General features: G+C 65.4%; 19 protein-coding genes. 16 read left to right on the forward strand and 3 right to left on the reverse strand.

Features of this window, described 5'->3' with window-relative positions; genetic code table 11:
* Positions 1-31: 31 nt before the first annotated feature.
* Both BJF87_RS00410 and BJF87_RS00415 read left to right on the forward strand, forming a co-directional pair.
* Positions 32-1,285: a hypothetical protein gene (locus BJF87_RS00410; RefSeq protein ID WP_058253235.1), complete on the forward strand. Its 1,254-nt coding sequence runs from the start codon at positions 32-34 to the stop codon at positions 1,283-1,285.
* A gap of 18 nt (positions 1,286-1,303) precedes the next feature.
* Positions 1,304-2,515: a hypothetical protein gene (locus BJF87_RS00415; protein WP_075862431.1), complete on the forward strand. Its 1,212-nt coding sequence runs from the start codon at positions 1,304-1,306 to the stop codon at positions 2,513-2,515.
* 93 nt (positions 2,516-2,608) lie between these two features.
* Here BJF87_RS00415 and BJF87_RS00420 read toward each other — a convergent pair whose 3' ends face one another.
* Both BJF87_RS00420 and BJF87_RS27165 read right to left on the reverse strand, forming a co-directional pair.
* Positions 2,609-2,881: a hypothetical protein gene (locus tag BJF87_RS00420; RefSeq protein ID WP_139114228.1), complete on the reverse strand. Its 273-nt coding sequence runs from the start codon at positions 2,879-2,881 to the stop codon at positions 2,609-2,611.
* Between the two features lie 261 nt (positions 2,882-3,142).
* Complete coding sequence (locus BJF87_RS27165) at positions 3,143-4,924, reverse strand: MarR family transcriptional regulator (protein WP_396246690.1); 1,782 nt, start codon at positions 4,922-4,924, stop codon at positions 3,143-3,145.
* 3,334 nt (positions 4,925-8,258) lie between these two features.
* Between BJF87_RS27165 and BJF87_RS00440 the strand changes: the two genes are divergently transcribed.
* The gene (locus BJF87_RS00440; RefSeq protein WP_058253231.1) at positions 8,259-9,230 is read left to right on the forward strand and encodes a ParA family protein; all 972 of its coding nucleotides are present in this window, start codon (positions 8,259-8,261) and stop codon (positions 9,228-9,230) included.
* A gap of 227 nt (positions 9,231-9,457) precedes the next feature.
* Positions 9,458-9,808, forward strand: coding sequence for a hypothetical protein (locus BJF87_RS00445; RefSeq protein WP_139114226.1), 351 nt, complete (start codon positions 9,458-9,460; stop codon positions 9,806-9,808).
* 489 nt (positions 9,809-10,297) lie between these two features.
* Here the strand turns inward: BJF87_RS00445 and BJF87_RS00450 are convergent, their stop codons facing one another.
* Complete coding sequence (locus BJF87_RS00450) at positions 10,298-10,993, reverse strand: helix-turn-helix domain-containing protein (RefSeq protein ID WP_231742572.1); 696 nt, start codon at positions 10,991-10,993, stop codon at positions 10,298-10,300.
* 830 nt (positions 10,994-11,823) lie between these two features.
* On the opposite strand from BJF87_RS00450, the gene BJF87_RS00455 reads away from it, so the two are divergent.
* The 12 genes from BJF87_RS00455 to BJF87_RS00515 all read left to right on the forward strand — a co-directional run bounded on the left by BJF87_RS00455 (position 11,824) and on the right by BJF87_RS00515 (position 23,205).
* Positions 11,824-13,386, forward strand: coding sequence for a cutinase family protein (locus BJF87_RS00455; RefSeq protein WP_084813128.1), 1,563 nt, complete (start codon positions 11,824-11,826; stop codon positions 13,384-13,386).
* Between the two features lie 146 nt (positions 13,387-13,532).
* The gene (locus BJF87_RS00460) at positions 13,533-14,057 is read left to right on the forward strand and encodes a hypothetical protein (RefSeq protein WP_075862436.1); all 525 of its coding nucleotides are present in this window, start codon (positions 13,533-13,535) and stop codon (positions 14,055-14,057) included.
* Positions 14,054-14,890, forward strand: coding sequence for a hypothetical protein (locus BJF87_RS00465; protein ID WP_075862437.1), 837 nt, complete (start codon positions 14,054-14,056; stop codon positions 14,888-14,890). The genes BJF87_RS00460 and BJF87_RS00465 overlap by 4 nt, the downstream gene beginning before the upstream one ends.
* 17 nt (positions 14,891-14,907) lie before the next feature.
* Positions 14,908-16,272, forward strand: a complete 1,365-nt coding sequence (locus BJF87_RS00470) for a hypothetical protein (RefSeq protein ID WP_075862438.1) — start codon at positions 14,908-14,910, stop codon at positions 16,270-16,272.
* Positions 16,273-16,277: 5 nt separating this feature from the next.
* The gene (locus tag BJF87_RS25610; RefSeq protein ID WP_139319385.1) at positions 16,278-16,910 is read left to right on the forward strand and encodes a hypothetical protein; all 633 of its coding nucleotides are present in this window, start codon (positions 16,278-16,280) and stop codon (positions 16,908-16,910) included.
* A gap of 46 nt (positions 16,911-16,956) precedes the next feature.
* Positions 16,957-17,241: a hypothetical protein gene (locus BJF87_RS00485; RefSeq protein ID WP_075862441.1), complete on the forward strand. Its 285-nt coding sequence runs from the start codon at positions 16,957-16,959 to the stop codon at positions 17,239-17,241.
* 25 nt (positions 17,242-17,266) lie between these two features.
* On the forward strand, positions 17,267-17,536 hold the full coding sequence (locus BJF87_RS00490; protein ID WP_011161191.1) for a hypothetical protein: 270 nt from the start codon (positions 17,267-17,269) through the stop codon (positions 17,534-17,536).
* The gene (locus BJF87_RS00495) at positions 17,482-18,168 is read left to right on the forward strand and encodes a hypothetical protein (RefSeq protein WP_139319386.1); all 687 of its coding nucleotides are present in this window, start codon (positions 17,482-17,484) and stop codon (positions 18,166-18,168) included. Before BJF87_RS00490 ends, BJF87_RS00495 begins: the two co-directional genes overlap by 55 nt.
* A gap of 4 nt (positions 18,169-18,172) precedes the next feature.
* On the forward strand, positions 18,173-19,075 hold the full coding sequence (locus BJF87_RS00500; RefSeq protein WP_075862442.1) for a hypothetical protein: 903 nt from the start codon (positions 18,173-18,175) through the stop codon (positions 19,073-19,075).
* Positions 19,076-19,128: 53 nt separating this feature from the next.
* Complete coding sequence (locus BJF87_RS00505) at positions 19,129-20,583, forward strand: hypothetical protein (protein WP_139319387.1); 1,455 nt, start codon at positions 19,129-19,131, stop codon at positions 20,581-20,583.
* A 41-nt stretch (positions 20,584-20,624) separates the two neighbouring features.
* Positions 20,625-22,121, forward strand: a complete 1,497-nt coding sequence (locus BJF87_RS00510; protein ID WP_075862444.1) for an SCO6880 family protein — start codon at positions 20,625-20,627, stop codon at positions 22,119-22,121.
* A gap of 25 nt (positions 22,122-22,146) precedes the next feature.
* Positions 22,147-23,205 (forward strand): hypothetical protein, encoded by a 1,059-nt coding sequence (locus BJF87_RS00515; RefSeq protein WP_075862445.1) that lies wholly within the window; start codon positions 22,147-22,149, stop codon positions 23,203-23,205.
* Positions 23,206-23,211: the final 6 nt, after the last annotated feature.

Below are 23,211 nucleotides of genomic sequence, written 5' to 3' on the forward strand. Positions count from 1 at the left end.
GCAGGGGCTGCAGGAGAGAAACGAGACCCTGATGAAGCGTTGGTACCCACTCGCGGCCGCAGCCGCGGTCACCGCGGGCATGCTGGCCGCATGCTCAACCGGCGGCGAACCCGCACCCGAATCCTCAACAACCGGCAGCGCCGAGCCGACGGTCGATCTGGCCGCCCTCGATCCGGGCGCCTACCCCACCGAACCGCGCCCACCGTTCGGTGTTGCCGACGACTCACAACTGGTGCAGGTCGAAAGCCAGCGGATGGCACAGTTCATCGTGGTGCCCTTCGAGGTCGACCCGGACCTGACCGCCCCGGACAAATCCAACGCACCGATCACCAGCCGCCGCAACCTGGTGCCACACATCAACGCCGACGCGGCGGTGATCCCGGCAAACGACGCACTGCTCGGCGGGTTCTCGTCCCTGTTCACCACCGCGCCGACCGAACGTGACAACCCGCGCGGCCTGCACAACATGGTGCTGCGCTACGAAACCGCCGCTGATGCCCGCGCCGCCGCGCAGCAACTCGCCCAGGTCAGCGCCCGCCAGCAGAACAGCCCGGTCACCAGCCTGCCGGGGGTCGAGGGTGCCTACGCCCTCGAGACCACCCGCAACGACAAGAGCTACTTCACGACCTACACCCCGCACGGGGTGTACGTGATCTACGAGTTCGCCTCCTCCCTGGCCGCCCACTCCGACCAGCTCGAGCCGATGGCCCGCAAAGCAATCACGTTGCAGTCGGCGCTGATCGACCAATTCCCGCGCACCCCCACGGCTGCGGAGAACGCCGCCCGCGGCAACGGCGGAGGATTCCAGCCGCCAAAGATAGACGAGAACAGCATCCTCATCTACGCCCTGCCCTACACCGACACCGAGATGGAAAACGGCATCACCGGCCGACCACAGCAGAGCATGCGCGCGGTGTACGGGCCGCGTGGCTTGTCGCACTTCTCCACCGACCCGGCCGGCATCTTCAACGACCTGCGTGCGGCCGGCTCGACCGCGAACGCGATCGAGCGTTCCATCGTCTACCGTGCCGACACCAAGGAGCAGGCCGCCACGCTGGCCGCTACGAGCGAAGCCGACGATCAGAAGATCGACGCACCGCCCGGGCTGCCGGCCGCCAACTGCTCTGCCCAATCCAGCGCTGACGGCAAGTACACGATCTATCACTGCAAGGTGCAGGTCGGCCGCTACGTCGGAGAAGTGCAGTCGCCCAACAAGACTGACGTCTACCAGAAAGCCGCGGCTCAATATCTGATCCTCACCAAGGCCGACCAGAACGCCAAGTAGACGGGACGAGAGGCGACGATGACGCGCAGCTACCTCGGTCGCTCCATCGCCGCGGCCGCGGCGGTGACCGCAGTGCTGGCCGGCTGCACGGTCGACGGGCAGCCCAGCTCAGCCACATTCACCGACCCTGCCGTGCAGGTTGATGCCCTCGACACCGGTGACTACCCCACCCGGGCGCGAGCCCCGTTCGGGCGCGCGGTCACCGACCCCGAGCGGGTCGAGGCGACCCGGATGGCGCAGTTCGTGCTGGCGCCGTTCGAGGTCAATCCCGATCTCACACATGGGCAATGGCCTGTCGGCGAGTTCGACGACGCTGCCGGGATCGGGCGCGCGGTCGTCCCGGGCGCGGCCGACGTTCCGGCCAACGCGGAGTTCATCACCGGATTTGTCACCACCGCCGACAACGGGGATGCCAACGTCGGGGCTGCTCGTCACCTGCTGCGGCATGCGGTCCTGAAATATCGCAACCCTGCCGACGCCTCCGCCGCCGCTGAGCAAATGAGTGCCGCGGTCGCCGAAATCGACAACAAGCCCATCGTGCCGCTCGACGGGGCGCCGGGCACCCGAACTGTCATCCAAGATTTCGGTGCGTCCACAGCGATCCTGGCTGTCACCGCTCACGACTCGTATGTGTTCTTCGATCGGTACTACGGCCCCACGACGCAGTTCCGCAGCGGAGAGTCGTTGGTGCGTATGGCCAACGCGATCACTCAGCAGAAGATTTACATCGACGAGTTCACGCCCACCCCCGACGGTGAAACTCCGCTGATCGACCCCGACGCCATCCTCATCTACGCGCTGCCGTTCACCGCGGCCTACCTGCGGGCGAACCCCGACTCCCCTGACCGCGGAGCGGTGTACGGGCCACGCGGCATCGCCCACACCAGCACCGACCCCGTCACCGACTTCGAGGTGCTGACCAAGATCGGCTCGGATGCCAACGCAGTGGAGAACTCGGCGGTCTTCCGCGCGGACACCGCCGAGGGCGCGCGCACCTATCTCGACAGCTTCCTCGGGTCCAACCGCACCCGAGGCTGGACCGGCGCCGACAACCCACCAGGCTTGCCCACCGCCACCTGCCAAAAGCACCCAACAAGCCAAGCACACAGCTGCGCACTGACTGTCGGGCGATACGGCGCCCAGGTCATCGGCAACACCAAAACCGATGCTCACCAACAAGCCTCGGCCCAATACCTGATCCTGACGACCGCCGACCAACGAGCACACTGACCGACGACATCGCACACGTCGTCGTCATCTCCCCGCAGACAGAGGTGCCCGGACCCGCCACCGCGGGTCCGGGCACCGAACCCACCCCGAATGTCAGGGGCGGAAAACCTTCAACTGCCCAGCGTCACCGATCGGATCACCGTAGCCACGACGAGTGAAGTCGTCGTTGCCAACTGGATCGCCGTACTCCGCACCGAATTTGAAGGTGAAGGGCTCCTGACTTTCGGTGGCACCACCATGCACATGGTTGATTCCGAAGTCCGAAACCCACGGGCCCGTCGCCGCGGTCGCGACACCCGCTCCGAGGCCCGCGAGGCCCGCTGCAAGCACAGCGCCGGCGAGCAGACGAGTCGAAGTTGTTGCCATAGGTTGGTTCTCCAATCGGGTGAGAGGTGGCCGCTGCGGCGACCCTTACACCCGTCAGTTGCTGTGTAGTCACCTAAAGGTTCCCGAGTTTCGACGCCCGACACCCGACACCCGGCCGATCATCAACGGCCCGCCAACGGAGGTGTGCCAGCGTGAGCAGGCGTCCAATCCGGCCCAGCACTATCTCTTTAGACCCCGCGGGAACTTCGCTGTGGCGTGATGTCGGACTGTCACGCAGAGTCCTGATGATCGCGGTGACACCTAAGCAGCGTTACTTGTCTGCATGTGACTACGCACCAACGAACGAGCCAACGGATAGTCGACCTTCCCGTTGGGCCGCGTCGGGAACCGCCCATACCGTGTCCGCGAGGGCGCTGCGATTGGCAGTGCGATCGCTTGCGGATCCGTTGCCACTCTGCCCGGACCTCGATACCTTCGCTTCCCTCTTTGCTTTCGCCAGCTAAGTTCTTCATCCCACCAGTCGCGAACCAGTCGATCGACGAGATGGCTCTGTGCCCGTCGGACCATTGCGCCGTAAGATCCGAATGCGACGGCTACTTCGTCCCACCTATCCCTGGAGGGAGTCAGTAGGTTCAGCTCCCGGAAGTAGCGAAGCCACGCACGGACGCACCGGCTGGAGTAACCCGTGGCACTCACAAGACCGATCACGGATACGTGACCACCCTGCCAGGCTGCATGGATCCTCTCGGCGATTCCGCCTAGACCTTCTCGCCAAACCCAGATGTCGTGGTGGGCATGGTGGAGTCGCAGGGTGGAGCTGGCAAACGGGGGGCGTGTTTCCCCTTGTGTTGCAGCTGTGTCAAACGCAACATGTGCGAGCTCCCAGGTTGCCGACTCTGTCCCCTGCGCCTCAGCGACTCGTCTGATCCAGCCTTCTGCCTGGAGGCGGTGAAGTGCCCTCGATGCTGTTGCGGCGTGAACGTTAGCGGCTTCGGCTAGCCGGCGAACGTCGATGTTCACGGTCGTTGTGTGCGCCTGAGCGCACACAACGAGGAGGCTGTGCAGGACCCGTTCAGCACTGGCCCACCCCTTCCGTGCCCAAGTTGCGGGATCTGAGTTCGCTGCAGCGAAGACAGCCTCAATGTGAGTGCGGACTGGGTCGTCGACGGTGTGGTCGCCTTGCGCTCTTGGCCACGCTGTCTCGGCAGCAGTACGCAGTGCTTTATGCCATTGCGTGAGGGCGTGCGCCTCGTTCTGGCGGAGGTCTTCGCGCAAGCGGACGAGTCCAGGCTTGTGCAGATGTTGAAGCACATCAGTCCAACACCAACCGCTAGCGGCCATCCCGAGCATGATCGACCACGCGTGTGACGAGCGATCGTCGGCGGCTGTGAGCCGCGTGGCTAGGCGCTCAGCCGTAGTTGAGGATAGTTCGGTTCGCGCGCGATCAACCCGTGTGGCAGGCCCCTGCCCGACCAGACGTAGGCCGATAGTCGTAGTGCGCTGCGTGGAGTTTTGCCGCGCGGTTGTTGGGAACCTCGCTATCAGCCACTCAGCTAGGTCGGGTGGCGCCGGCCGAGCCTGCATGTCCCTGACGGCGTTGCCCAGTTCCCGTCCGGTCAATAGTGGCGTCGCGTTGCCGCCCGACCGGTGCACAGACCCGGGGATCCGAACTGCGCCCGACACGGGGTTGGTAAGCGGAGAGATGTCGAGGGTTGGAAGGTGCGCGCGCAGCCTACGAGCAAGGTCGGCGACTTTCTCCGCGGGTATCCCTGGGTCAATGACGCGCACCCAGATGTGCCGCCCTCCTGAGGGCCCCGACTGCACTTGCAGGTGGCTCACACCCAAGTCGGTTAGGACGCCGGTAAGTACGTTGGCATCCACAGCAACGGCCTCGGGACCGTACGGTCCTGCATCCAGGTCGAATGCGAGCAGCGTGTACCGGGAATGGCGGTCCGCTAGATACGTCGCGATAGGCACCGGTGGCATTCGTTCTGGCCATGGTGCTGATCGGTATCTGTGTTCATTTGTTGCGTCGACACGCACTGTGGAGCGGGGCGACCACTGCCTCCATTCACTCAGCATGTCCACCCACTAGTGGGTGAGTGCTGCGGACGAATGCAGTCGATTCCCCGCGTGTGGTTGTGCGACACGCGGAGCACAGGGATTGCGGGCACTCCTAGAGGGCGCACGCTACCCTGAGATCTGTCCGGCAAGACAGTCCCTTCGGGGATGGGCGAGAGCCCGTGAGACCGAGCTGGTAACTCAGTCTCGAAACTTCAGATCAAGGACCCTCCGACTGGTAATCGGGGGGGTCCTTGTGTTGGACCTCGCGCGTTATTCAGATGTCAGCGTTCGGAAGGTTCGGAGGCTCCCTTCTGGGTTGGCGATGCTAGGCGCGCAGCGTGAAGGTGGCGCAGGGTAGGAAAGATCTGGTTCGCGTCGAAGGCGCGGCACCGGCGTTGATCGACCGTCGTCGGGAGTAGGGGCCGATCGTGGTGCTGGGCTGAAGAACTGCGCAAGCTCGAGCACGATCTTCCGCAGGGACGATCGAGCCGCGGTGCAGCGGCCACCCTAGGACCGGTGCTGCCTGCGCGTCCTGCAGTCATCACACCCCCTCGTCGGCTCGAATCACATCGGTGTAATTGTATGAGCGCTAATTCCGCGCGATTTTATGTTGGTGCTGGACGGCGGGTCAGGGGACATCGAGTAGGGCGGTTCTCGCATCTCCGCAGGTCACCTGCGTTGTGCGGCTGTATTTTCGCGCGAATTTATGCCACACTGGGTGGATGGATCGGTCCGCTGACGGCCGGCGTGGGCGCCTTGGCGCACCCACGCCAGTTCCGGCAGCTATCGAGAACCGGTCGACCAAAGCTCCGGTAGTGACGGCGTACTGCGCTGACCCGCAGTGCCGAAAGGAGTTTCGTAGGACCGCGGGTCGTGGTCGGCCTCGAATCTATTGCTCGGATGCCTGCCGGCGCTCCGCCGAGAACGCCGCTCGACGAATTTCCGCGCAACTTCAGCATCATCGCGAGATGGCGCAGATGCTCGAACGCGACCTTGCGGCGTTCGATTCGTCCGCGTCACCCAAGTCCAACCCGGAGCCCTCGTCAGTCGCTGGCTTAGACACAGCCGTTGCCCGCGCGGAAGGTGTGCTCCTGGGGCTTTCAGACGGGAGTGTTCTGGCAAGCGAGTTCACTCGCTTGCTGGACGCAGTTCGTGCTGCGCAGCCCTCGCAGCAGCAACATAGAGCGGGCTAACCGGCAGGCATCGACAAGCCGTCGGCCTGTCGGTAGAAGCGGCACCGACTGAGTCACAGGCGCGCCTCAAGCGGGCCATCAGTAGTTCGCCGATTGGGTCAGAAGATCTACTCCGCCGCGGTTCTCCGCTCCCCCACCGGCCAGCGGTGCGCGTCGAGAGCCAGCGCGTGACTACAGTTACCGGATCACGACAGCATTTGCGCACCGTTGACCTGCGCAAATCGAAACCGCCTCCCAGTTCCCCGCAGAACGACGAAATTGAGTTTTCCTATCCCCTAGGGCCAAAATGGGTGACAGCTCGTCACGGTGCGATCTGGAGTCGTTTACGTAAGTCTGCCGTCTCAGCGCGATTGCCAGGACTCCTGTCAGCCGCACTAAGCGTTCATTCTTGCTTCCTCAGCCCAACGGGTCGTCGGTACGCGATCGCCCACCTTCAGAATCGAACATCTCCCGCCGGCCCATACGGCCGACCCATACGGCTGTCATCCGGTTGGTGACGACGTCGCCTCAGTTCTCGGAACCCCGCCGCAGCCATCACTCAGCAAGTCTCCCGAAGTGCCGAGAGCCTGGTGGCACTGGGCCTAGCGCCGAACTCGAGGGGCCGGCGGGCGACACCGGTGCCCCCGGGGGAGTGAAACGACTCGGTGATCTACGTAGAGCACGGAGTTTAGGTGCCCGCCTTGAGCTGCCGCTTGTAGTTGTGGCACTGGTTCCCCGGTCAGCATCAGGTCATCCTGAGTGAGCCCGGTTCAGTTGTGGGCCTATGTCGGTGTCGTGACCCAAAAAGGGGTCCGCCCGGCCAATCCACAGACTTCGAGGACCGCTGTCACATGTTAGCGGATGGCTGCGGCGAGGTAGACCAGCGATCGAGCAAGGCGGACGCGAGCCCCAGTCATCATTGGTGGGACGAAACTCGTCGTGACGAGCTGCGCTGTGGTCTCATGTCTTTATGACTTTGTGCACCCGTGTCGCGGATGGTCAAAGCCGTCCCACCGGGTCAGGTCACTCAGACGCGCAAGTCTGCGCGGGGACCGCTTCGTTGAGCTGTCGGTTCACAAGCCACTCGGTCGACAGCCGAGCTGCGTGGCTATGCCACCGGGCGCCTTGGTCTTTCAAGGGCCTAGTCGAGAGCGCGAAACTCTCTCGGGCGCAGACACGAAGCTTTTGTTCGTCCTGGGTATCGCATCCGCGATCCTGGTTTCCGACTTTCGTTCCCCGCAAACGTGGCTACCGACCGCGTCGATGGCGACCCGCATGCGCACAAACAGCCTGTTCAGGTCGTAATAATGCACGCATTACTTCACGCTGCAAGGCGCGCAGCCACGCGCTCAGTGCAGTCGACAAGACCGTCTAGATGAATCGGGACAACACTGTGGTCACGGAGCTGCGCCCTACGCCCCCCAATGGGCCTTCTAACACGCACTACGACATCCGAGGAAGTGCACCCTCGTTGGTTGCTGCTCGGACCTTCTGCGTTAATGGCCGCCACCAGTCAGACCGCACGCCGACAAATACGTTCCTACGTCTACCTGGACGTACCTTGCACTTTTCGGCGCGCCATACATACAGCGTGAAGTGCCGCACCGATGTACGGGATGGGCCGCAGCGTCCTTACCCCCATACGCTGCGCTGCAGCAACGAACGTACCCACCCGATTACGAAAGCCCATGTCGCACTCAGTACACGTTGCTGTGAAGTGCTAAGTACTGGGCTGCTTGCGTGCGCTCGCAAGGCGACCTATGCGACACAGAGCACTCATGTCCGCATGCACCGCCATAACTTGTTTCACGTTGCAAGCGTTGTGCGTCTAACTGTTTCTCCGTTTACCGGCTCCGCTGATGCGGTACACGAAGATCGATGTACACACCGAACTACTGAACACATACCCTTGCGCGGTGATGGCAGCTCTGTCTAAGCAGTTATGTCTATACGTAACGCAGGACGTAGATGTCGCCCGCCCACCAGGTACATCGTCGTTGTTAACGCCTCGATCATTGCCAAGCTCAAGTGAGTATCTGCGGCGTCGCGCACGGGAGACCTCGCGGTAGAACGCAAAGTCGTCCGTAGCGTGTCGTACACCGCGCGAACCGATGTGCGCTGTTACCCTCTGCGCATAGCGGACCCCAAAGCGCCCGGGAGGTACCGCCTTCCTGCGGTCCATGCGCACCACCCCATTGGAGGACTCAGTGCAACACCTATCTCAACCCGCACTGTCTCGGGTTGTCACGATCGCAAACGGCAAGGGTGGCGTCGGTAAGACGTCCACGGCGACAAATGTCGCTGGTTTGGCCGCTGCCGCCGGCTGGCACGTCCTGTTCATTGAGCTCGATCCGCAGGGCAACGCGGGACGCGACCTAGGCTACGAGATTGATGGGTCCGGGGATTCTGGACAACAAATCTTTGACGCGATCATGCAGGAGAAGGCACTACGACCCAGTCTGGTCAACTACCGACCCAATCTGGACGTACTTCCGGGTGGGAGCAGACTCGACGATCTGGAAGCGATACTGATCGGACGTTCTCAGCGTTCGCCAGGTTCACACAGGCAACTTGCAGATGCGTTAACTCCCATCGCAGCTGACTATGACCTTATAATTATCGATACCCCACCTACACGACCCCATCTTCTACGGTTGGCACTGGCTGCGACACGTTGGATCGTCATCCCGACAAAACCGGACGACTCGAGCATCGACGGCCTGCAGAAGCTCGCTGACGAAATGGTTAGTGCCAGGTCAACAAACCCCGACATCGAGGTCCTGGGCGCCGTGCTTTTCGGCATCGAGGTCGCTGCGAAAGCCATTCGTAGAGAGGCGCGAGCCAAGCTAGACGCAGCGCTAGGAGGAGTGGCCCCGCTGTTCAATTCCGTTGTGCGCCATAGCACCATGACCTCGGTTCAGGTACGGGAGAAGGGTTTGCTCGCCCACGAGCTGGCCGAGCAAGTCGACAACGCCGAGCCGTACTGGAAGGCCCTCAAGGAAGGCAGACGGCCCGACCGTGTGCCAGGCACCGCGCCGTCTCTCGCTGAAGACTACGTCCTCCTCGCCCAGGAGATCCTCCAGGAGATCGACCGACGCGAGACCGAGCAAGATTCCTCCGCAGAGCCGACACACGAAGGAGCACCCGCCTGATGGCCACCGATCGCAAGCCTGTAACCGGTCTCGCGAGGACCGGCGGCGTCCCGGGGCCGCCGCCCCGTAGGCCATCTGCTCCTGCCGCAGCACCAGCGGCGATCCCAGCTGTACCCGACGGCCCAGCGCTACCGCACGATCGACCGCAACCGGCAGCGTCCACTCGGCCTATCTCGCGAGGTACCCGACGCCCGAAACGCGTCGAAACCCGCCCAGACGAGATGCTGGTGCCAGTCACCCTCTCGCTTCCCACGCCACTCTGCACAGCCACCAAGGCGCACAACAAACAGAACGAAACAACTATCGCCGGGACATTGATGGACGCGATTGTCGCCAATCATGACCGCTTGCCGGCGTTAGTAGAGAAGCTCAAACGCCAGCACCACGACGATGGGCTGTTCGTACGAATCGAAGCCAGACCCGAAGAGGAGCGATCTTCCCTGACGTTCCGGATGCTGGGTCGCAACCTGACTGTCATAGACCGCTTAGTTGTCGAAGTCGGTGCCGAGAATCGCTCGCAGCTGTGCAGGGCAGCTCTAGAAGCCCACCTCCAGTCTGAATCAGTGGATTCAGAGTAAGCCGGTACGCCCAACCCCTCGGACGGTTCATCCCTACCGGCCGGTACGGCGGTTCGCTGGCACGAGCTGCACACCCAAACCCGCGGCGTCGCAGCAGTCACGCGGGGTAGGGGGCGACCGGTCCGCGCGATCACCGCAGTTCGATAGTGATGGTCGACGAAGAGCGTCTAAGGTCTGTAGACGTAACGAAACGACGCAACGGTCACGCAAGGGATTGCCAAACCGTACCGCCGCAGGCGAGCCTCGGATTCGCCCGCGTTCGACGGACGCGCAGGGTGTTTACCCTTCATTTCGGTCTAGTATCGGTGTACCTTCGGTTTGCCACCACCAATGGCGTCTTGTGGCGCGACGCGATGAACAAAGACTGCGCGGCCTAAAGACTGGTTTTGCCGGATAGTGCTCTCGGGTCGGGTTGGAGGTTGTATTAGACCAACCCGACCCGCAGGGCCACCGAACCTAGCAACGCATGAGGAGAGCACCGACTCCGTGTCAGTCAACCTGCTCTGACTGACTCGCTACGAACTCAGCGAAACGCGTTTCGTATCGCCGAACCTGAGGCATCGACATCGAGTAGCCGGCTAGCCACCTCAAGTAGTTGAGGTCATCGCTGTCTGAGGCGGACTCGCCTTCCGGCGGCGGCATTCGCAGATGATCATCAAGAACGAGGATCAGATCAGCGAGAGTGCCGTCACGACGCGCTATTTCTGCCTGCCTGATTATCCACGCTCGGGTCAATCTGTCGGTCGCATGACGAAGATTCGACACCACAACGCGCTGGTCCTCGGCGAGCGAAGGCGACAGGTCATCGACAGCGCGCACCTTCCGAGTCAGTTCGGCCAGCGCGTCGGTTCGAATGAACACTCCGTACGCAGAGGGCGTCAGGGGACGTGTGGGGCGAGAAGAGATCGGGTCATTCGTGCCCGCGGCCAGATCGGTCGTGGGCTCATCTCGCAGAGGTTTCGGATCTCCTCCCTCGAAAGCGCGAGCGGCGCTTCCCGCGGACCACCGCAGCGGAGCGTCCAGCTTAGTCAACGTGACGAACCGCGGTTTAGCCATCAAACCCTGCTCGAGGCGTCGCACAGTCGCGTCACTCGGCCCGCCGGCGAGGCTTATGTCGGCTTGCGACAGTCCCAGTTCCTGCCGGCGCCGCTGCACGAGGCGCCCAAAGCGCAAAGCATCGGCCACACCCGCACTCTAAGCGCCGTGGACCCGTTCCGGGGCAGCCCCCTCCCCAAATGTCACTAGTGCAAGGCTACCGTCGGTTTACATTCGGTTTAGCATCGGGTTATAGTTCGGACTGGCGCTCGGATAATGAAAGCCGTTTGTAGGGTTGAGCCGCCAATAGAGCAGCTTATGCACTGGAGATACACATGCACAGCAATTAGACACAGGGTCTCAGACTACGAGTTTGACCCCGGCCCGGACGCTGCAAAGTTTGGCGACTCGAACGGCGTCCGGACCGGGTGAATACCAGCTCGATGCGGTATGTGCGGGCATCGAGGCGGGCGTTGAGCAGTGTACCTGCGGGTATGGGCTGACAACGGTCGTCTGGGGTGGGCTGCTCCTACAGCTTCGAGGAAACCCTTGGAGTGAAGGACTCGCATGACGAACCTTCTTGAGCCCGATCCTCGTGGGCCAGATTGGTCTGGGCGTGTTGCTGTCGACTTTCGATCGATGGCACGGGTCCCAGGCTCCGGAGAGGGACGGTCAGATTGCCGTCGAACAGTCCCTCTCCGGAGCGGTGGTTGGCGACTGCACGCGAGCGCGATTGATTTGCCGTCGAACGGCTCGCGTGTGGTCGCCGGAGGGGTCAGCTCCCTGTCTTTCGATGGGGGGCCGGCCCGGTGACCAGTGTAGAGGTGATTGATCCTGTCCAGAGGGGTGGACAGGACTCGCGACGCTCGCCCTGGGGGGCGGCCTTGGCGGTGATGGCTACGGCGGTTATCGCCCTGGCCAGTGTCGGGGTCGGGAACGTGTCGGCGGCGCCAGCGCAGCCGGGGGGTTGCCCGGGTCTGATGGTGTACGCGGTGCAGGGCACCGGCCAGTCGTCGCCAGACGCTGATCCGTCCAAGGACGCGGGGTTCCTGTCCCAGGTACTCCATCCGGCGATCACGGCCGCGCGCGGGGATATGGACCGTGCGTATGTACCCTATGACGCTGGCTTCGGTGGTGCTGTGGCTGGCGGAAAGGTCCCGTACGAGCAGTCCGTTCAGGGCGCAGTCGCCAAGACCTTGTCCTGGATCAAAGACAAGGCCGCCGCGTGTCCGGCCACGAAGTTCGGTCTGGTCGGTTACTCCCAGGGCGCTCACGTCACTCGGATCGTTTTGAACGACATCGTCGGTGGCAAAGCAGCGATCGGCGCCGACAAGCTGGCTCTGTTAGCCAATCTCGGCGATCCCGGCCGACCTGAGGGTGCGCCGTTGTTCCCCGGTAAGCCGGGGCAGACCTCTCCTGACCCGGTGCCGGGGACCAGCGGCGCGAACGTGTCCAAGGTCGTGGCGGTGTCGACGACCAACGCGCCGGGCGGCGGTATCGCCCCTGTCGGCGACGTTGAGGACACGTCGTACCAGGCCATCGCGGGGCGCTATCTGTCGGCGTGCACGCCTGGCGATCTCGCTTGCGATGCCCCGGCGAATGCTCCGTTGGCGCGGTTGGTCACCAACATCGCCGGCCAGTCGGAACTCAACCCGGACGATCCGATCGGGTCGTTGTCGACGATCGCCGAAGCGCTGGCACTGACCGCAGTGAAGACCGCGGTACCGGTAGTCAATGAAGATGTGCAGGCGTCGGAGAACAACCTCGAATCGTTGAGTTATCAACCGCGCCAGACGTTGTCGGAGCGGTTGGCGGTGGCCTCGGACCCGCGTACGCCGTTGCCGAGTGTGCAGGATGCGCTGTCGGCGGTGATCAAGGTGGGCACGATCGGGTTCAACGCGGTAAAGACCGTTGTGCAGACGGTCGCTACTCCGGGCACGATCGCTGCGATCGCCACCGCGGGTGCTGCGAATCCGTTGGCCATCGTCGGCATTCTGGGGGCGAAGCTGGGCCAGGCAGCGGTCACGCTGGTCCCACCGGCAACCCAGGAACGTCTTGTCTCTGAGGCGTTTACCGCGTTCAAGTCCGAGTTCCAAGCGAACTCCGACCTGTTCAAGGTGTCCTCGCTGTTGAAGTACTGGGATGCGGCCAAGCAACACGCCTCGTACTCGGAGGTCTCGGCCACACCGACAGGCCAGCCCCCGACGAAGTTGATCGGGGACTGGATTGTGGCGGCCGCACGCGACATCGCCGGCAAGGACGGCGGGTCGTCGAACTCGCCCGATAGCGGCAGCGGCGGCGATGACTTCTCGTGGCTGTTCGGGGAGGGGTCTGCTGGTTCGTCGACACTTCCATCGTTGACCACGACGTCGTTGCCGCCGAGCGCTGCGACGTCGGAACCGGCTTATCCGTGGGAGCTCGGCACCTCGTCACCATCGGCTCCGTCCGAGACAGTTCCCTCGGGGGCCTCATCGGTCCCGCAAACCACACCTCCCGGCGGCGCGTCCGGGCTGCCGCCGTTCCTCAGCGGGGCCTCGCAATGAGTCTGATCGTCCTCTCGGCCAACCCTTCCCGCGTGTGCGGGCGCGGGTTGTGCCGCGCTTGTGGTGGTGGTCGAACCACCACCGCCAGCTAGACCCATTCTCTTCCACTCACGCACCCAGCGAATCACTCCGGAAGGAGCGAGTACATGTTCAGTGACAGTGCAATCCGACCCCCGCTCGGGGGACATGTCTCTCACAACCTCGGACATCCGGGCCGTCCCATCAACCCGCAGGCAGGTGAGCCGGTGTGGTTGAGTCCCGTCGATCTGGTCACCGCAGTCACCGACCCGGCCACAGCGGTGATCCTGACCGACGAGAACGGCTGCGCGTCGACTCGATGGGGGATGGGCAACGGCCACAGCATCACGCGGCTCAAAGAAGCGTACGACGAACGGGCGCGGTGCGTACTGCCCGGTGACCGCGGCTACCGTCTCGACGCGAACAGCGTTGTGCTGGTGGTTGGTTCGAACGGTTCGTTGCCGGAAGAACTGCTGGTCGGCGCCACCTACCGCGACGTGTTCGACAACACGCTGCACACCATCGACCCGTTCTCCCTGACCGCGGCCCGCCGCGGTGTGTTCGGCGATGAACACCCTCTGCACTGGCACCTCGCCGAGTGCGATCGCTGGACCCGCGCATACCGCCCCGGGGGCGAGGTGAAGTTCGGATGAGTACCGGTTGGCAGAACGATCCGAGTGTGCAGACCTGGCTGCACACCGCCGAACCTCACCCGGACCAGCCCACCGAGTGGAACGACGAGCCGACGCCTGCTGAGCAGGACATCACCGCACCCATCGATGACGTCGAACCCCTCGACGACAACCACTACAGCTACGCCGCCCACGAGGACCCCCAGGTCGTCGAGTTTGAGGATGTCGAGGACGACCCTTACGTCGAGACTGTCTATCCCACACCGACTGTCGCTCGAAGTACGCCACCTCCGGCGCCTCCGGCACGGGGGCAACGTCGGTGGTTGCTGATCGTGGGCGCCTCGGTGGGCGTGATCGTCGTTGCGGTGCTGGTGATCGTGTTCTCGATCAAAGCGGTCGTTGGCGGCGGGGGAGGCGACGGCATCACCGATCCGGTCGCCGCCATGGACACCCCAGACCCGTTCTCCGATGCAGTGGAATGCCCCTCGACCACCGAAGGGTCCACCACCACCGGCCGCGACCCGGGTGACCTGACGTCGGGCCCGAACGTGATCAAAGCGTTCAACTACGCCTACTTCCACTGGCGTTCGGGGCCGGCCGCGCGGGCGATGGCCTCGTCCAATGTCGAGGGCATCGGCAGCGCTGTCGATCTGCAATCAAGCATCGACACGCTCAATCCCCAAGCGCGGTATTGCCTGTCGATCGACGAGACCGGCGCCGATACCTACCGCGTGGAGGTCACGTTGATCCTGCCCGACGGCACCCGCGATCCCGACCCCGATGTCCAGAACATCACCACCACCCAGATCGGCGAACGCACCTACATCGCGTCTGTCACACGAAATAAGAAATAGAAAGGTCACCCCCTCCCATGTACCTCACCTCACCAGCGGTCACGTCTCCGCGGTTCGACACCCCGCCCCGGCGGTCGCGGGCACAACGCCGGCACCGCACCACCCCACCAGCCACCCCGTTCGTCGGGACAGTGCTTGCTGCGCTGATGGTTTCCGGTTCCTTCGGCGCTACCCTCCTGGTCGACAGCCCTGCCGCAGCCTACGAACAGGGCGGTGTCGACCAGGGCGAGACCGACGACGGGTTCGAGCAGGGCGGCGTCGGCGGTGGTGGCGACGACGCAACCCCACCGGTCGCACCTCCGCAGCAGACTGCGCCAAGCTACAACTACAACCCCGGTCCGGGCGCAATTCCGGCACCGCCCCGGGAAGCTCCGTATCGGCCCTACGCCGATCCGCAGGCGTACAACCAGCCCAACTACGACACCGTCTACAACCCGGCACCGCCGCGGGCCTACACCTTGCCCCGCCCGGTCGCGCCGGTCCGCCCGATTGCCCCGCCCCCGAAGACGTTGCGCGTGGGCAACTTCCTCGTCGAGGAAGACCAGCTCAAACGTGATGCTCCCTGGCTGACCGACCGTCAGCGGGTCTCGATCAACGAGTGGTCGGCCTATGGCGAAGCGAAGATCGCCCAGGGCCTCATCTCGGTCGGCGTTCCCGAAGACGAAGCGTCCCGCCAGGCCGCGGCCACCATCATCGGCGTGGCGCTCGGCGGCACCGCAGGTGCGGTCGCCCTCGGCGTGCCCGCCGCAGTGACCGGCGGTGTCGGTGGTGCGCTGATCGGTACCGGCGTGGGCGCAGTCATCGGGTCGACCATGGTGGTGCCCTTCCCAGGCGCGCACACCGGAACGGGCGCAGCGATCGGCGCCGCAGCCGGTGCGGCGATCGGTGCCGCCGCCCTGGGTATCCCCGCGGCGATCGTCGGCGGTGTGGCCGGTGGAACGGCCGGCGGACTCCTCGCGCACGCACTCGGTGCCGGAGATCCGGGCGCGAACCCGCGTCAGCCCGGACTGCCCGGCCAGCCCGACCCGAACCGCCGCGCCCCGCAACCCCGCCCGCAACCCGCTCCGCTGCCCAACCCCGGCGCCAACCAGTTCGAGCTCCACCTACCTGCCGACCAGGCGACCAAGGCCGGTCTACCTGCGGTGCACTACCAGGTCAGCGTCGGTGGAGATGTCAACGCCGAGACCACCATCGGCGGACAGACCTACACCGCGAACTGGACCGCTGAGCAGGCCGAAGCCCCCTACAAGGCACTGGGCGGTGCCGCCGATCAGGTGCGCAAGACCGTCACCGACGCCGCTGTCGACCTCTCCCGGCACGCCGAGAAGGCCGTCCCGGGTCTCAAGGTCACCTTCCCGCAGCTCACGCCGAAGGGGGCATAACAACGATGGCCGCGAGTGTGGAGACGGTGTCGGCGGCGCAGAACGCCGGAGCGATTCGGGGTGCGTCGATTTTGCCGCCGAGCGCATCGGAGATGTTGGGGCGGCGCACGACCCGGTTACCGGCGCATCTGGTGGCGGCCGTGGGCTGCCACGGCGGTGCTGGTGTATCCACGCTCGCGGCCCAGCTCGAGCATGTCGGCGATTCCGGCCAGTTGTGGCCCGGGCGGGCCGACGAGCCACCGTTCGCGGTACTCGTTGCGCGAGAATCGGCGCGCGGCCTGGCCGCAGCGTCGCTGGCCGCCCGCCAATACGCGACGAACAATGCGCCAGCCCATGTGCAGTTGCTGGGTTTGGTGCTGGTAGCCGGGCGGAAGGGAAAGCCGACCGCCCGGCTCCGGCGCGACCGCGAATTGCTGGTCGGGTCGGGCCTTTTCGCGAACGTGTGGCACATCTCCTGGCACGACTTCCTCGTCGACACCCCGCTCAACGAGCTGCCCTCGACCGGCCCCGATCCCGCGCCGGCCGCGCGGCGGTCCGATCCGCGCACCGTCGTCGCCCCGGACATCGCCGCCGTCGGCCAGGGCCTGCGAGACGCCGCGGTCGCGGTGATGTCGAACGACAACAGCACAACCCCGTAACGGCACAACTGCACAACCCTCCACACCTCACGAGAAGGAAGAGATCATGCTCCAGTCCACCCTGGCCTCGGCCACCACCACCTACGTGGCGTTCAACCCCATCCCGATTCCCGGCCTGTCTGATCGGCTCAACACCTTCGGCGGGTGGGCCACCTTCCTGGCCTACTTCGCCTGCGCGGTGGCGATCGTCGTCGGCGGCGGCTTCATCGCATGGGACAAGATCACCGATCGCGGCGACAGCAAGGGCGTGAAGATCGCGATCGGCGCGATCGTCGGGACGATGGTGATCGCGACGGGCGCCACGATCCTGCAGGCCGCGGGCGGGCAGTGAGCCGTGCGGACCGAAAGCTACAGCGATGAACACCACCATGACAGTGGCCTACGCGAAACTACCCCCCGAGGTGATGAGCAACATCACCCTGATCGGCGGCTGGTTCGTGTTCGTAGCCAACATGCTCGCGCTGCTACACCTAGTCTTTCTGGGCGCCTCGATCGCCTTCGACAAGGTGCGCGAGCATCCGTTCTCCCAGATCCCCGCGGGGGAGTGGTTCACCAAGATCATCTTCGGGGTGTGGGTGGTCGCGATCGCCGGCAACATCGCGGCGGCCGTGCTGGTATTCGGCTGATCACCACACCGATCACCCTCCTCGGCCTGGTGTGCACGGTGATCGGCCTGCTCGCCGGGTGCGGATCAGAGCCCGACACGGCCACGCCGTCGACGCCGCAACAGATTCCGCTGACCGCGCCGCCCACCGATCTGCGGTGGGTGGAGTTCAACGGGATGCGCCTTCCCCAAGCCGCCGAAGGCCCCCACGAGATGTCCGATGTCATCGCCCCGGGAGGGTTCGACCGCACCCCTCCGGGCGCGGGGTTGGCCGCGGTCAATGCCATCGTGCGTCTCTCGGTCGCGCTCGATGACCAGTGGCCCCAGGTTGTGCGTGAACTCCTCGCACCGGGACAAGCGCGAGATGACTTCATCACCAACCGCATTCAGCTGTCGACCACGTCCGGCGTGCCAGCCGGTCAGGCGCCGCAGGTGCAGGGCTGGAAACTGACCGCGTTCACCCCCGACAAGGCATCGGTCGACATCTACACCCGGCTGCCGGACCGCTCGATGACGGTCAATCACACCACGGTCGTGTGGGCACCGGCGTTCGGTGACTGGCGGCTGCTGCTGCCCGACGCCGCGGCGGGTGCCTCACCGGTGGATGCGATCTCGGCCACGCCGACCGACATGGTCGCACTGACAGGAGCGTAACCCCATGAGCACCCCCGATCCTCGCGACGACGACCTCGGCCGACTGGCAGCGGTGCACTCACTGCGCCAGTCCGGTGGCTACAAGAGCACCACACTGGTGCTGTCGCTGCTGGTGTTGACCATGGTCATCGGCGCGGCCGTGCTGGTCGCCATCCGCGGCGATGATGGCGATTCGTCAGCACCGCCGCCACAGGTCACCGCCACGGACACACCGACGTCGCTGCCGCCGCAAACCCCGGTGACCCGGCTGCCCGACGACGCGTTCGGGATGCCCACCACCGACACCCGCGGCCGCCGGGTGGAAACCCCGACCAACCCGCTCGGCCAGGTCCTCCCGCAGACCACCGACCCCTCCGACACCGATGACCCTGAGGCTGTGCTCCCGCCGCCGAAGGGATTGATGTGGCAGCGCGTGTACGGCGCGACCATCCCATTCTCCACCTCCGACGGTCCGACCGCGATCAGCACCGACGGGGTACCCACCGGATTTGCCCACACCCCGCAGGGCGCGGCACTGGCCGCCTGGCAGATCGGCCAGCGCGCCACCTGGGCACCCGATGACCAAAACGTCGCTCTACTCGATCGCGCGGCCGTGGTCTCCGAGGCCGCACGTCCCGAGGCCGACAACCTGCGCACCAACGGCGCGCAAATCTATGCCGGAAACCCTGAGTTGCCCGCGCAGATCCGGGATGTGCCGGTCGCGGTCCGCGTCACCACCTACTCCACCGACTTCGCCCACGTCGAGTTCGCCCAACCTCTCAACCGCGACGACGGCTTCACCGCCATCTCGGTCGGCGTCGACATGGTCTGGCGCGACGGTCAGTGGAAATGGGTGGTCCCCGAACCCGGCACCGAACCGAGCCGCCTGCTCATCTCGACCACCGGCGATGGGTGGACCCCATGGTGAACCACCACAACGACTCTCACCTCCGGGAAGCGCGTTCCGGCCGACGAGGGCGTGTGCGCGCTGCCCTGACCGGCCGACGCACCCACGCCGCGGTCGTGGTGGCGCTGATCGCCGCGACGGTGTCCTCGTGGGCCGGTGCGGGCACGGCCGCAGCGAACCCGCTGTGCGACGCCCTGGGACCGTTGAGCCGGACCGTCTGCGGCGCCGCGGGCAACGCCGCGAGCAATGTGGCCGGCAGCGTGGTCGGCGGAACATTCGAGAAGATCGTCAACTCGCTACTCGAGGGCTACCAGACCGTCCTGACGTGGGCGATGGCGTGGTGGATCAAACTCCCGAACCCCCAGTTGGACAACAAGTCCTCCCTCATGCAGGAAGTCCATGATCACACCCTGCAAATCCAGATCGTTGGTTTGACGTTCTCGCTGATGTTCTTCGGCCTACGGATGATGATCGACCGCAAACGCTCCCTGGCCGATGACGCCGAAGAGGGCTTCAAACTGATCTTCCGCTCAGCGATGGCCACCGCCGCGATCCCGCTGGCACTGACCGTGGGCGGCCGCATCGCCGACGGCATCTCCAACTGGCTGGTCAGCGAATCAGTGACCGCCGGCGGCGGCAACGGCGACGTCATCAAGAACTTCCTCAAACTCAACCTGCTGACCAACTCCGCGCTGGGCACCACCGCCATCGGCATCTTCGCCCTCGTCGGATTCCTCGGAGCCTTCTTGCAGTTGGCGTTGCTGGTGGTGCGCGAGGCGATGCTGCTGCTGGTCGTCGCCGCGCTACCGGTGGCCGCCGCATTCTCCGGCACCGGACCCGGCTCGCAGAGCTACCAGCGACTTATCGCGTGGTCGGTGGCATTCCTGCTGTTCAAACCCGTGGGCGCGCTGACCTACTTCGTGGCCTTTCGCGCCGGAGCCTCCAAAGACAACGCCCAACAGGTGGTCCTGGGCATGGTGCTGATGATGCTGTGCGCGTTCGTGTTACCCGCGCTCATGCGCCTGATCGCCCCCGCCGTGGCAAGCATGGGCGGCGGCGGATCAGGTGCCGCAGCAGCGGGTGCGGCCATCGGTGCCGGTGTCGCGGCAGGCAAGGTCGCGGCCGCGGCCGCCTCGGGTGGGGCGACCGCCGGGGCCAGCGGCGGCGCGAGCGCGGGCGGGATGTCCTCGATCGCCGGTCGCGGCGGCGGCGGACCCTCGGGCGGTATCTCCACGGCATCAGCACCCTCACCACCACCACCATCCGGTGGCGGCGGGCCCGGCGCCCAACCCGCCCTCTCCGGTGGACAGGGCGGCCAGGCCAGCTCCGGCGGCGGGGGAGGAGGCGGCGGTCCCACCTCCGGGCTGGGCGACGCGATGGGATCGGCCGGCGGACTCGCCGGGGCAGCAATGCAAACCGTCAGCGACAGCGTCGAATCCGAAGTCGAAGCCACCACCAGTGCTGACCCGTCCCTGAGCAGTCCACCGCCGATGCGTTCGGGCTGGAACGAACACGCCATGGCGCACTAGCCACCACCGACCCATCTCTCTGACTGTCGAAAGAGGTTGTCATGACCGACAAAGCCGGCACCCGCCGACTGCTGTACCGCCCCGCGGCGGCGTTCCGGTCCTCCGGCGCATTCGGGTTCACCATGTTCTCGACGATGGTGCTGCTCGGGTTCCTGTTCATCGCCGTCGTCGGGCTGATGCTGCCGCTGCCCGGGGTGATCAAGTTCTTCGGGCTGCCGTTCACCCTGGCTGTGCTGTTCGTGCCGCTGGTCGTGTCGCTGCGAGGCCGCTCAGCCTGGGAGCTGGGCATGGGTGCACGGGCGGTGTCGAAGTCGCGCCGTGCCGGTGAGACCCTGGTGCGGTCGGGGCCGTTCACCATGATCCCCGACGGCACCCCACCACCGGGACCGCTGGCCACCGCCGAGACATTCAACTTCTCACCCGGCGACGGATCGGCACCGTTCGGTCTGATCAAATTGTCGTCGAAGAACTTCTACACCCTGGTACTGCGGACCTGGCCCCAGGGCGGGGAGTGGAATGACCAGCCCGTGCGGGACCGCTGGGTTGCCCGCCTCGGCGACATGCTCACCTTCCTCGGGCAATCACCGGACTTCGTGGCCGCCACGGTCACCATGGAAACCCTGCCCGAATCAGGGATGCGGGCCTCCAGCATCGTGCGGTCGCGACTCAAAGACACTGCGCCAGCGTTGGCCCGCAAGATCATCATCGAAGCCACCGAAGCGGTACCGACCGCCGAAGTGCGCCTGGAAGCGCGGATCGGGTTGACCTGGCGCGCCGACACCATGCACCGCAAACGCGACGCCACCGACATGGGCAACGAGTTGGCGCGCCGCCTCGGACGGATTCGGGACTACTGCCACGCCGCCGGTCTGCGAGTACGGCCGATGCTCGAACGCGAAATCTGCGCCATCGCCCGCCGCAGCTTCTCCCCGGCCGACGAGCTCGACCTCGAAATCGGTCTGATGAGCGGTGAACCGATGCGCCTGCGGTGGGAAGACTGCGGACCGACCTCAGCCTCAGACCAGCACGGCCGCCTGCTTCACGATGCGGCGCAGTCGATGTCGTGGACGATGCGCAACGAACCCGAGGCGCCGTTCGACTCCAACGTGCTCGCCGATCTGCTGTCCCCGCACAGCGACGTACCGCGCAAACGAGTCACCTTCGTCTACCAGCCCTACACCCCGGCCCAAGCCACCACCATCGTCAACAAGGACCACAACGATGCCCGCCAGGCCGTGCGCACCAACGTCGGCAAACTGCCCGAACGCGCACTCGTGCGCCTCGACAGCGCCGAAGGTGCCCGCCAGGAACAGGCCCGCGGCGCCGGCGTGACCCGGGTGTCGATGATCGTGACCGCCACCTGCCCCATCGGTGCCGACACCCAGAAGATCGACACCCTCGTCACCGATCTGGGCCTCTCGGCGGCCACCCCACTCGAACCGACCCGCGACGAACAACTCGTCACCTTCTGCGCCGGACTGGGTTTCGGTGTCGTGCTCTCCGAAGAGAGCACCGTCTCCGACAAGCTCGCCGCCTGACCAGGACAGAAAGGACCACCCTGCGATGCCGACGCTTCCCGCCCTGACCTCGCTGCTGCAGCGTTCCCGCGCCCGCCTGTCCTCCTCGGCGGCATCCCTGCCCCAGATCAACACCGTCCTGTCGATCACCGAGCACCGCTCGGCCGGCGGCCACGACTACGGCCTGATCCGGGCACACGCCACCGGCCACTACACGGTGATCCTCGCCGCGACCGGCGCGACGCTGCGCGACTGGCAACAACTGTGCGACTACACCCGCATCGACTTCGGTGCCGACGCCTGGGATGTCGTCGCGGTCACCGCCGTCGCCGATACCTTCCCGCGCACCGACACCGCACACCGGCAATGGCTGGACACAGAGCACCACTACCGCCTCGACGTCGCCGACCTCGCCACCGACACCTATCTCGCGGTCACCTTCGTCGCGGCCACCTCGGCAATGAAGACCACCCCCGACGAGATGGCAGTGGAAGTGGGCCGACGCCTGCACACGCTGATCGGGTCCCTGCACGCCGCCGGGCTGGACACCACGCCGCTGACCGCAGCGCAGGTCGCCGCGGTCGGGGTACGGGCCTACCGCGGTGGCCTGGCCGATGACGCCTCGCCCACGTTCGCCGACATCGCACCGGACTCGACACCACACCGGGTGCGGGATGTGTTCTGCCACAACGACCTGCTGTCGGCGACTTGGGTGATCGCCCCGCACGTGCTGGAACCGCCACACGCCATGGGTTCGGTCCTGGCCCAGCTGCTCGAGCGTGACCCGACCACCCCGCGCACCCGGCTGGCGATCACCTGGCGGGCGACCTGCATCGCCGACACCATTCACCCCGACGACCCCATTCGGCTCACGTTCGAGCCCGTGCTGCAGCGCTTCGGCGCCACGCTGACGATCACCGAGCCGCGTCCCCGCACGCCGTCGGTGGACGCCCTACGAGCCCGGTTGCCGCTGTTCGCCCGCCTCGGCGTGCGCAACGGCTACGACCGCCACGCCGAACTGTTCGCCGCCGGAACCGGGCTGGGGGTGCTGCTGCCCGAACACGGCGACATCACCGACGAAGCCCTGCGCCACCGCCACCGCTAACCGATT

It is taken from the genome of Gordonia sp. CNJ-863, assembly GCF_001942325.1.
GTDB lineage: Bacteria > Actinomycetota > Actinomycetes > Mycobacteriales > Mycobacteriaceae > Gordonia > Gordonia alkanivorans.

What these genes read in the sequence shown, in the direction of transcription:
- BJF87_RS00485 (WP_075862441.1), top strand. Translation starts at nt 16,957, where the DNA reads ATGCTCCAGTCCACCCTGGCCTCGGCCACCACCACCTACGTGGCGTTC.
- BJF87_RS00420 (WP_139114228.1), bottom strand. Translation starts at nt 2,881, where the DNA reads ATGGCAACAACTTCGACTCGTCTGCTCGCCGGCGCTGTGCTTGCAGCG.
- BJF87_RS25610 (WP_139319385.1), top strand. Translation starts at nt 16,278, where the DNA reads ATGGCCGCGAGTGTGGAGACGGTGTCGGCGGCGCAGAACGCCGGAGCG.
- BJF87_RS00440 (WP_058253231.1), top strand. Translation starts at nt 8,259, where the DNA reads ATGCGCACCACCCCATTGGAGGACTCAGTGCAACACCTATCTCAACCC.
- BJF87_RS00500 (WP_075862442.1), top strand. Translation starts at nt 18,173, where the DNA reads ATGAGCACCCCCGATCCTCGCGACGACGACCTCGGCCGACTGGCAGCG.
- BJF87_RS27165 (WP_396246690.1), bottom strand. Translation starts at nt 4,924, where the DNA reads ATGCTGAGTGAATGGAGGCAGTGGTCGCCCCGCTCCACAGTGCGTGTC.
- BJF87_RS00510 (WP_075862444.1), top strand. Translation starts at nt 20,625, where the DNA reads ATGACCGACAAAGCCGGCACCCGCCGACTGCTGTACCGCCCCGCGGCG.
- BJF87_RS00490 (WP_011161191.1), top strand. Translation starts at nt 17,267, where the DNA reads ATGAACACCACCATGACAGTGGCCTACGCGAAACTACCCCCCGAGGTG.
- BJF87_RS00410 (WP_058253235.1), top strand. Translation starts at nt 32, where the DNA reads ATGAAGCGTTGGTACCCACTCGCGGCCGCAGCCGCGGTCACCGCGGGC.
- BJF87_RS00515 (WP_075862445.1), top strand. Translation starts at nt 22,147, where the DNA reads ATGCCGACGCTTCCCGCCCTGACCTCGCTGCTGCAGCGTTCCCGCGCC.
- BJF87_RS00470 (WP_075862438.1), top strand. Translation starts at nt 14,908, where the DNA reads ATGTACCTCACCTCACCAGCGGTCACGTCTCCGCGGTTCGACACCCCG.
- BJF87_RS00455 (WP_084813128.1), top strand. Translation starts at nt 11,824, where the DNA reads ATGGTGTACGCGGTGCAGGGCACCGGCCAGTCGTCGCCAGACGCTGAT.
- BJF87_RS00465 (WP_075862437.1), top strand. Translation starts at nt 14,054, where the DNA reads ATGAGTACCGGTTGGCAGAACGATCCGAGTGTGCAGACCTGGCTGCAC.
- BJF87_RS00415 (WP_075862431.1), top strand. Translation starts at nt 1,304, where the DNA reads ATGACGCGCAGCTACCTCGGTCGCTCCATCGCCGCGGCCGCGGCGGTG.
- BJF87_RS00460 (WP_075862436.1), top strand. Translation starts at nt 13,533, where the DNA reads ATGTTCAGTGACAGTGCAATCCGACCCCCGCTCGGGGGACATGTCTCT.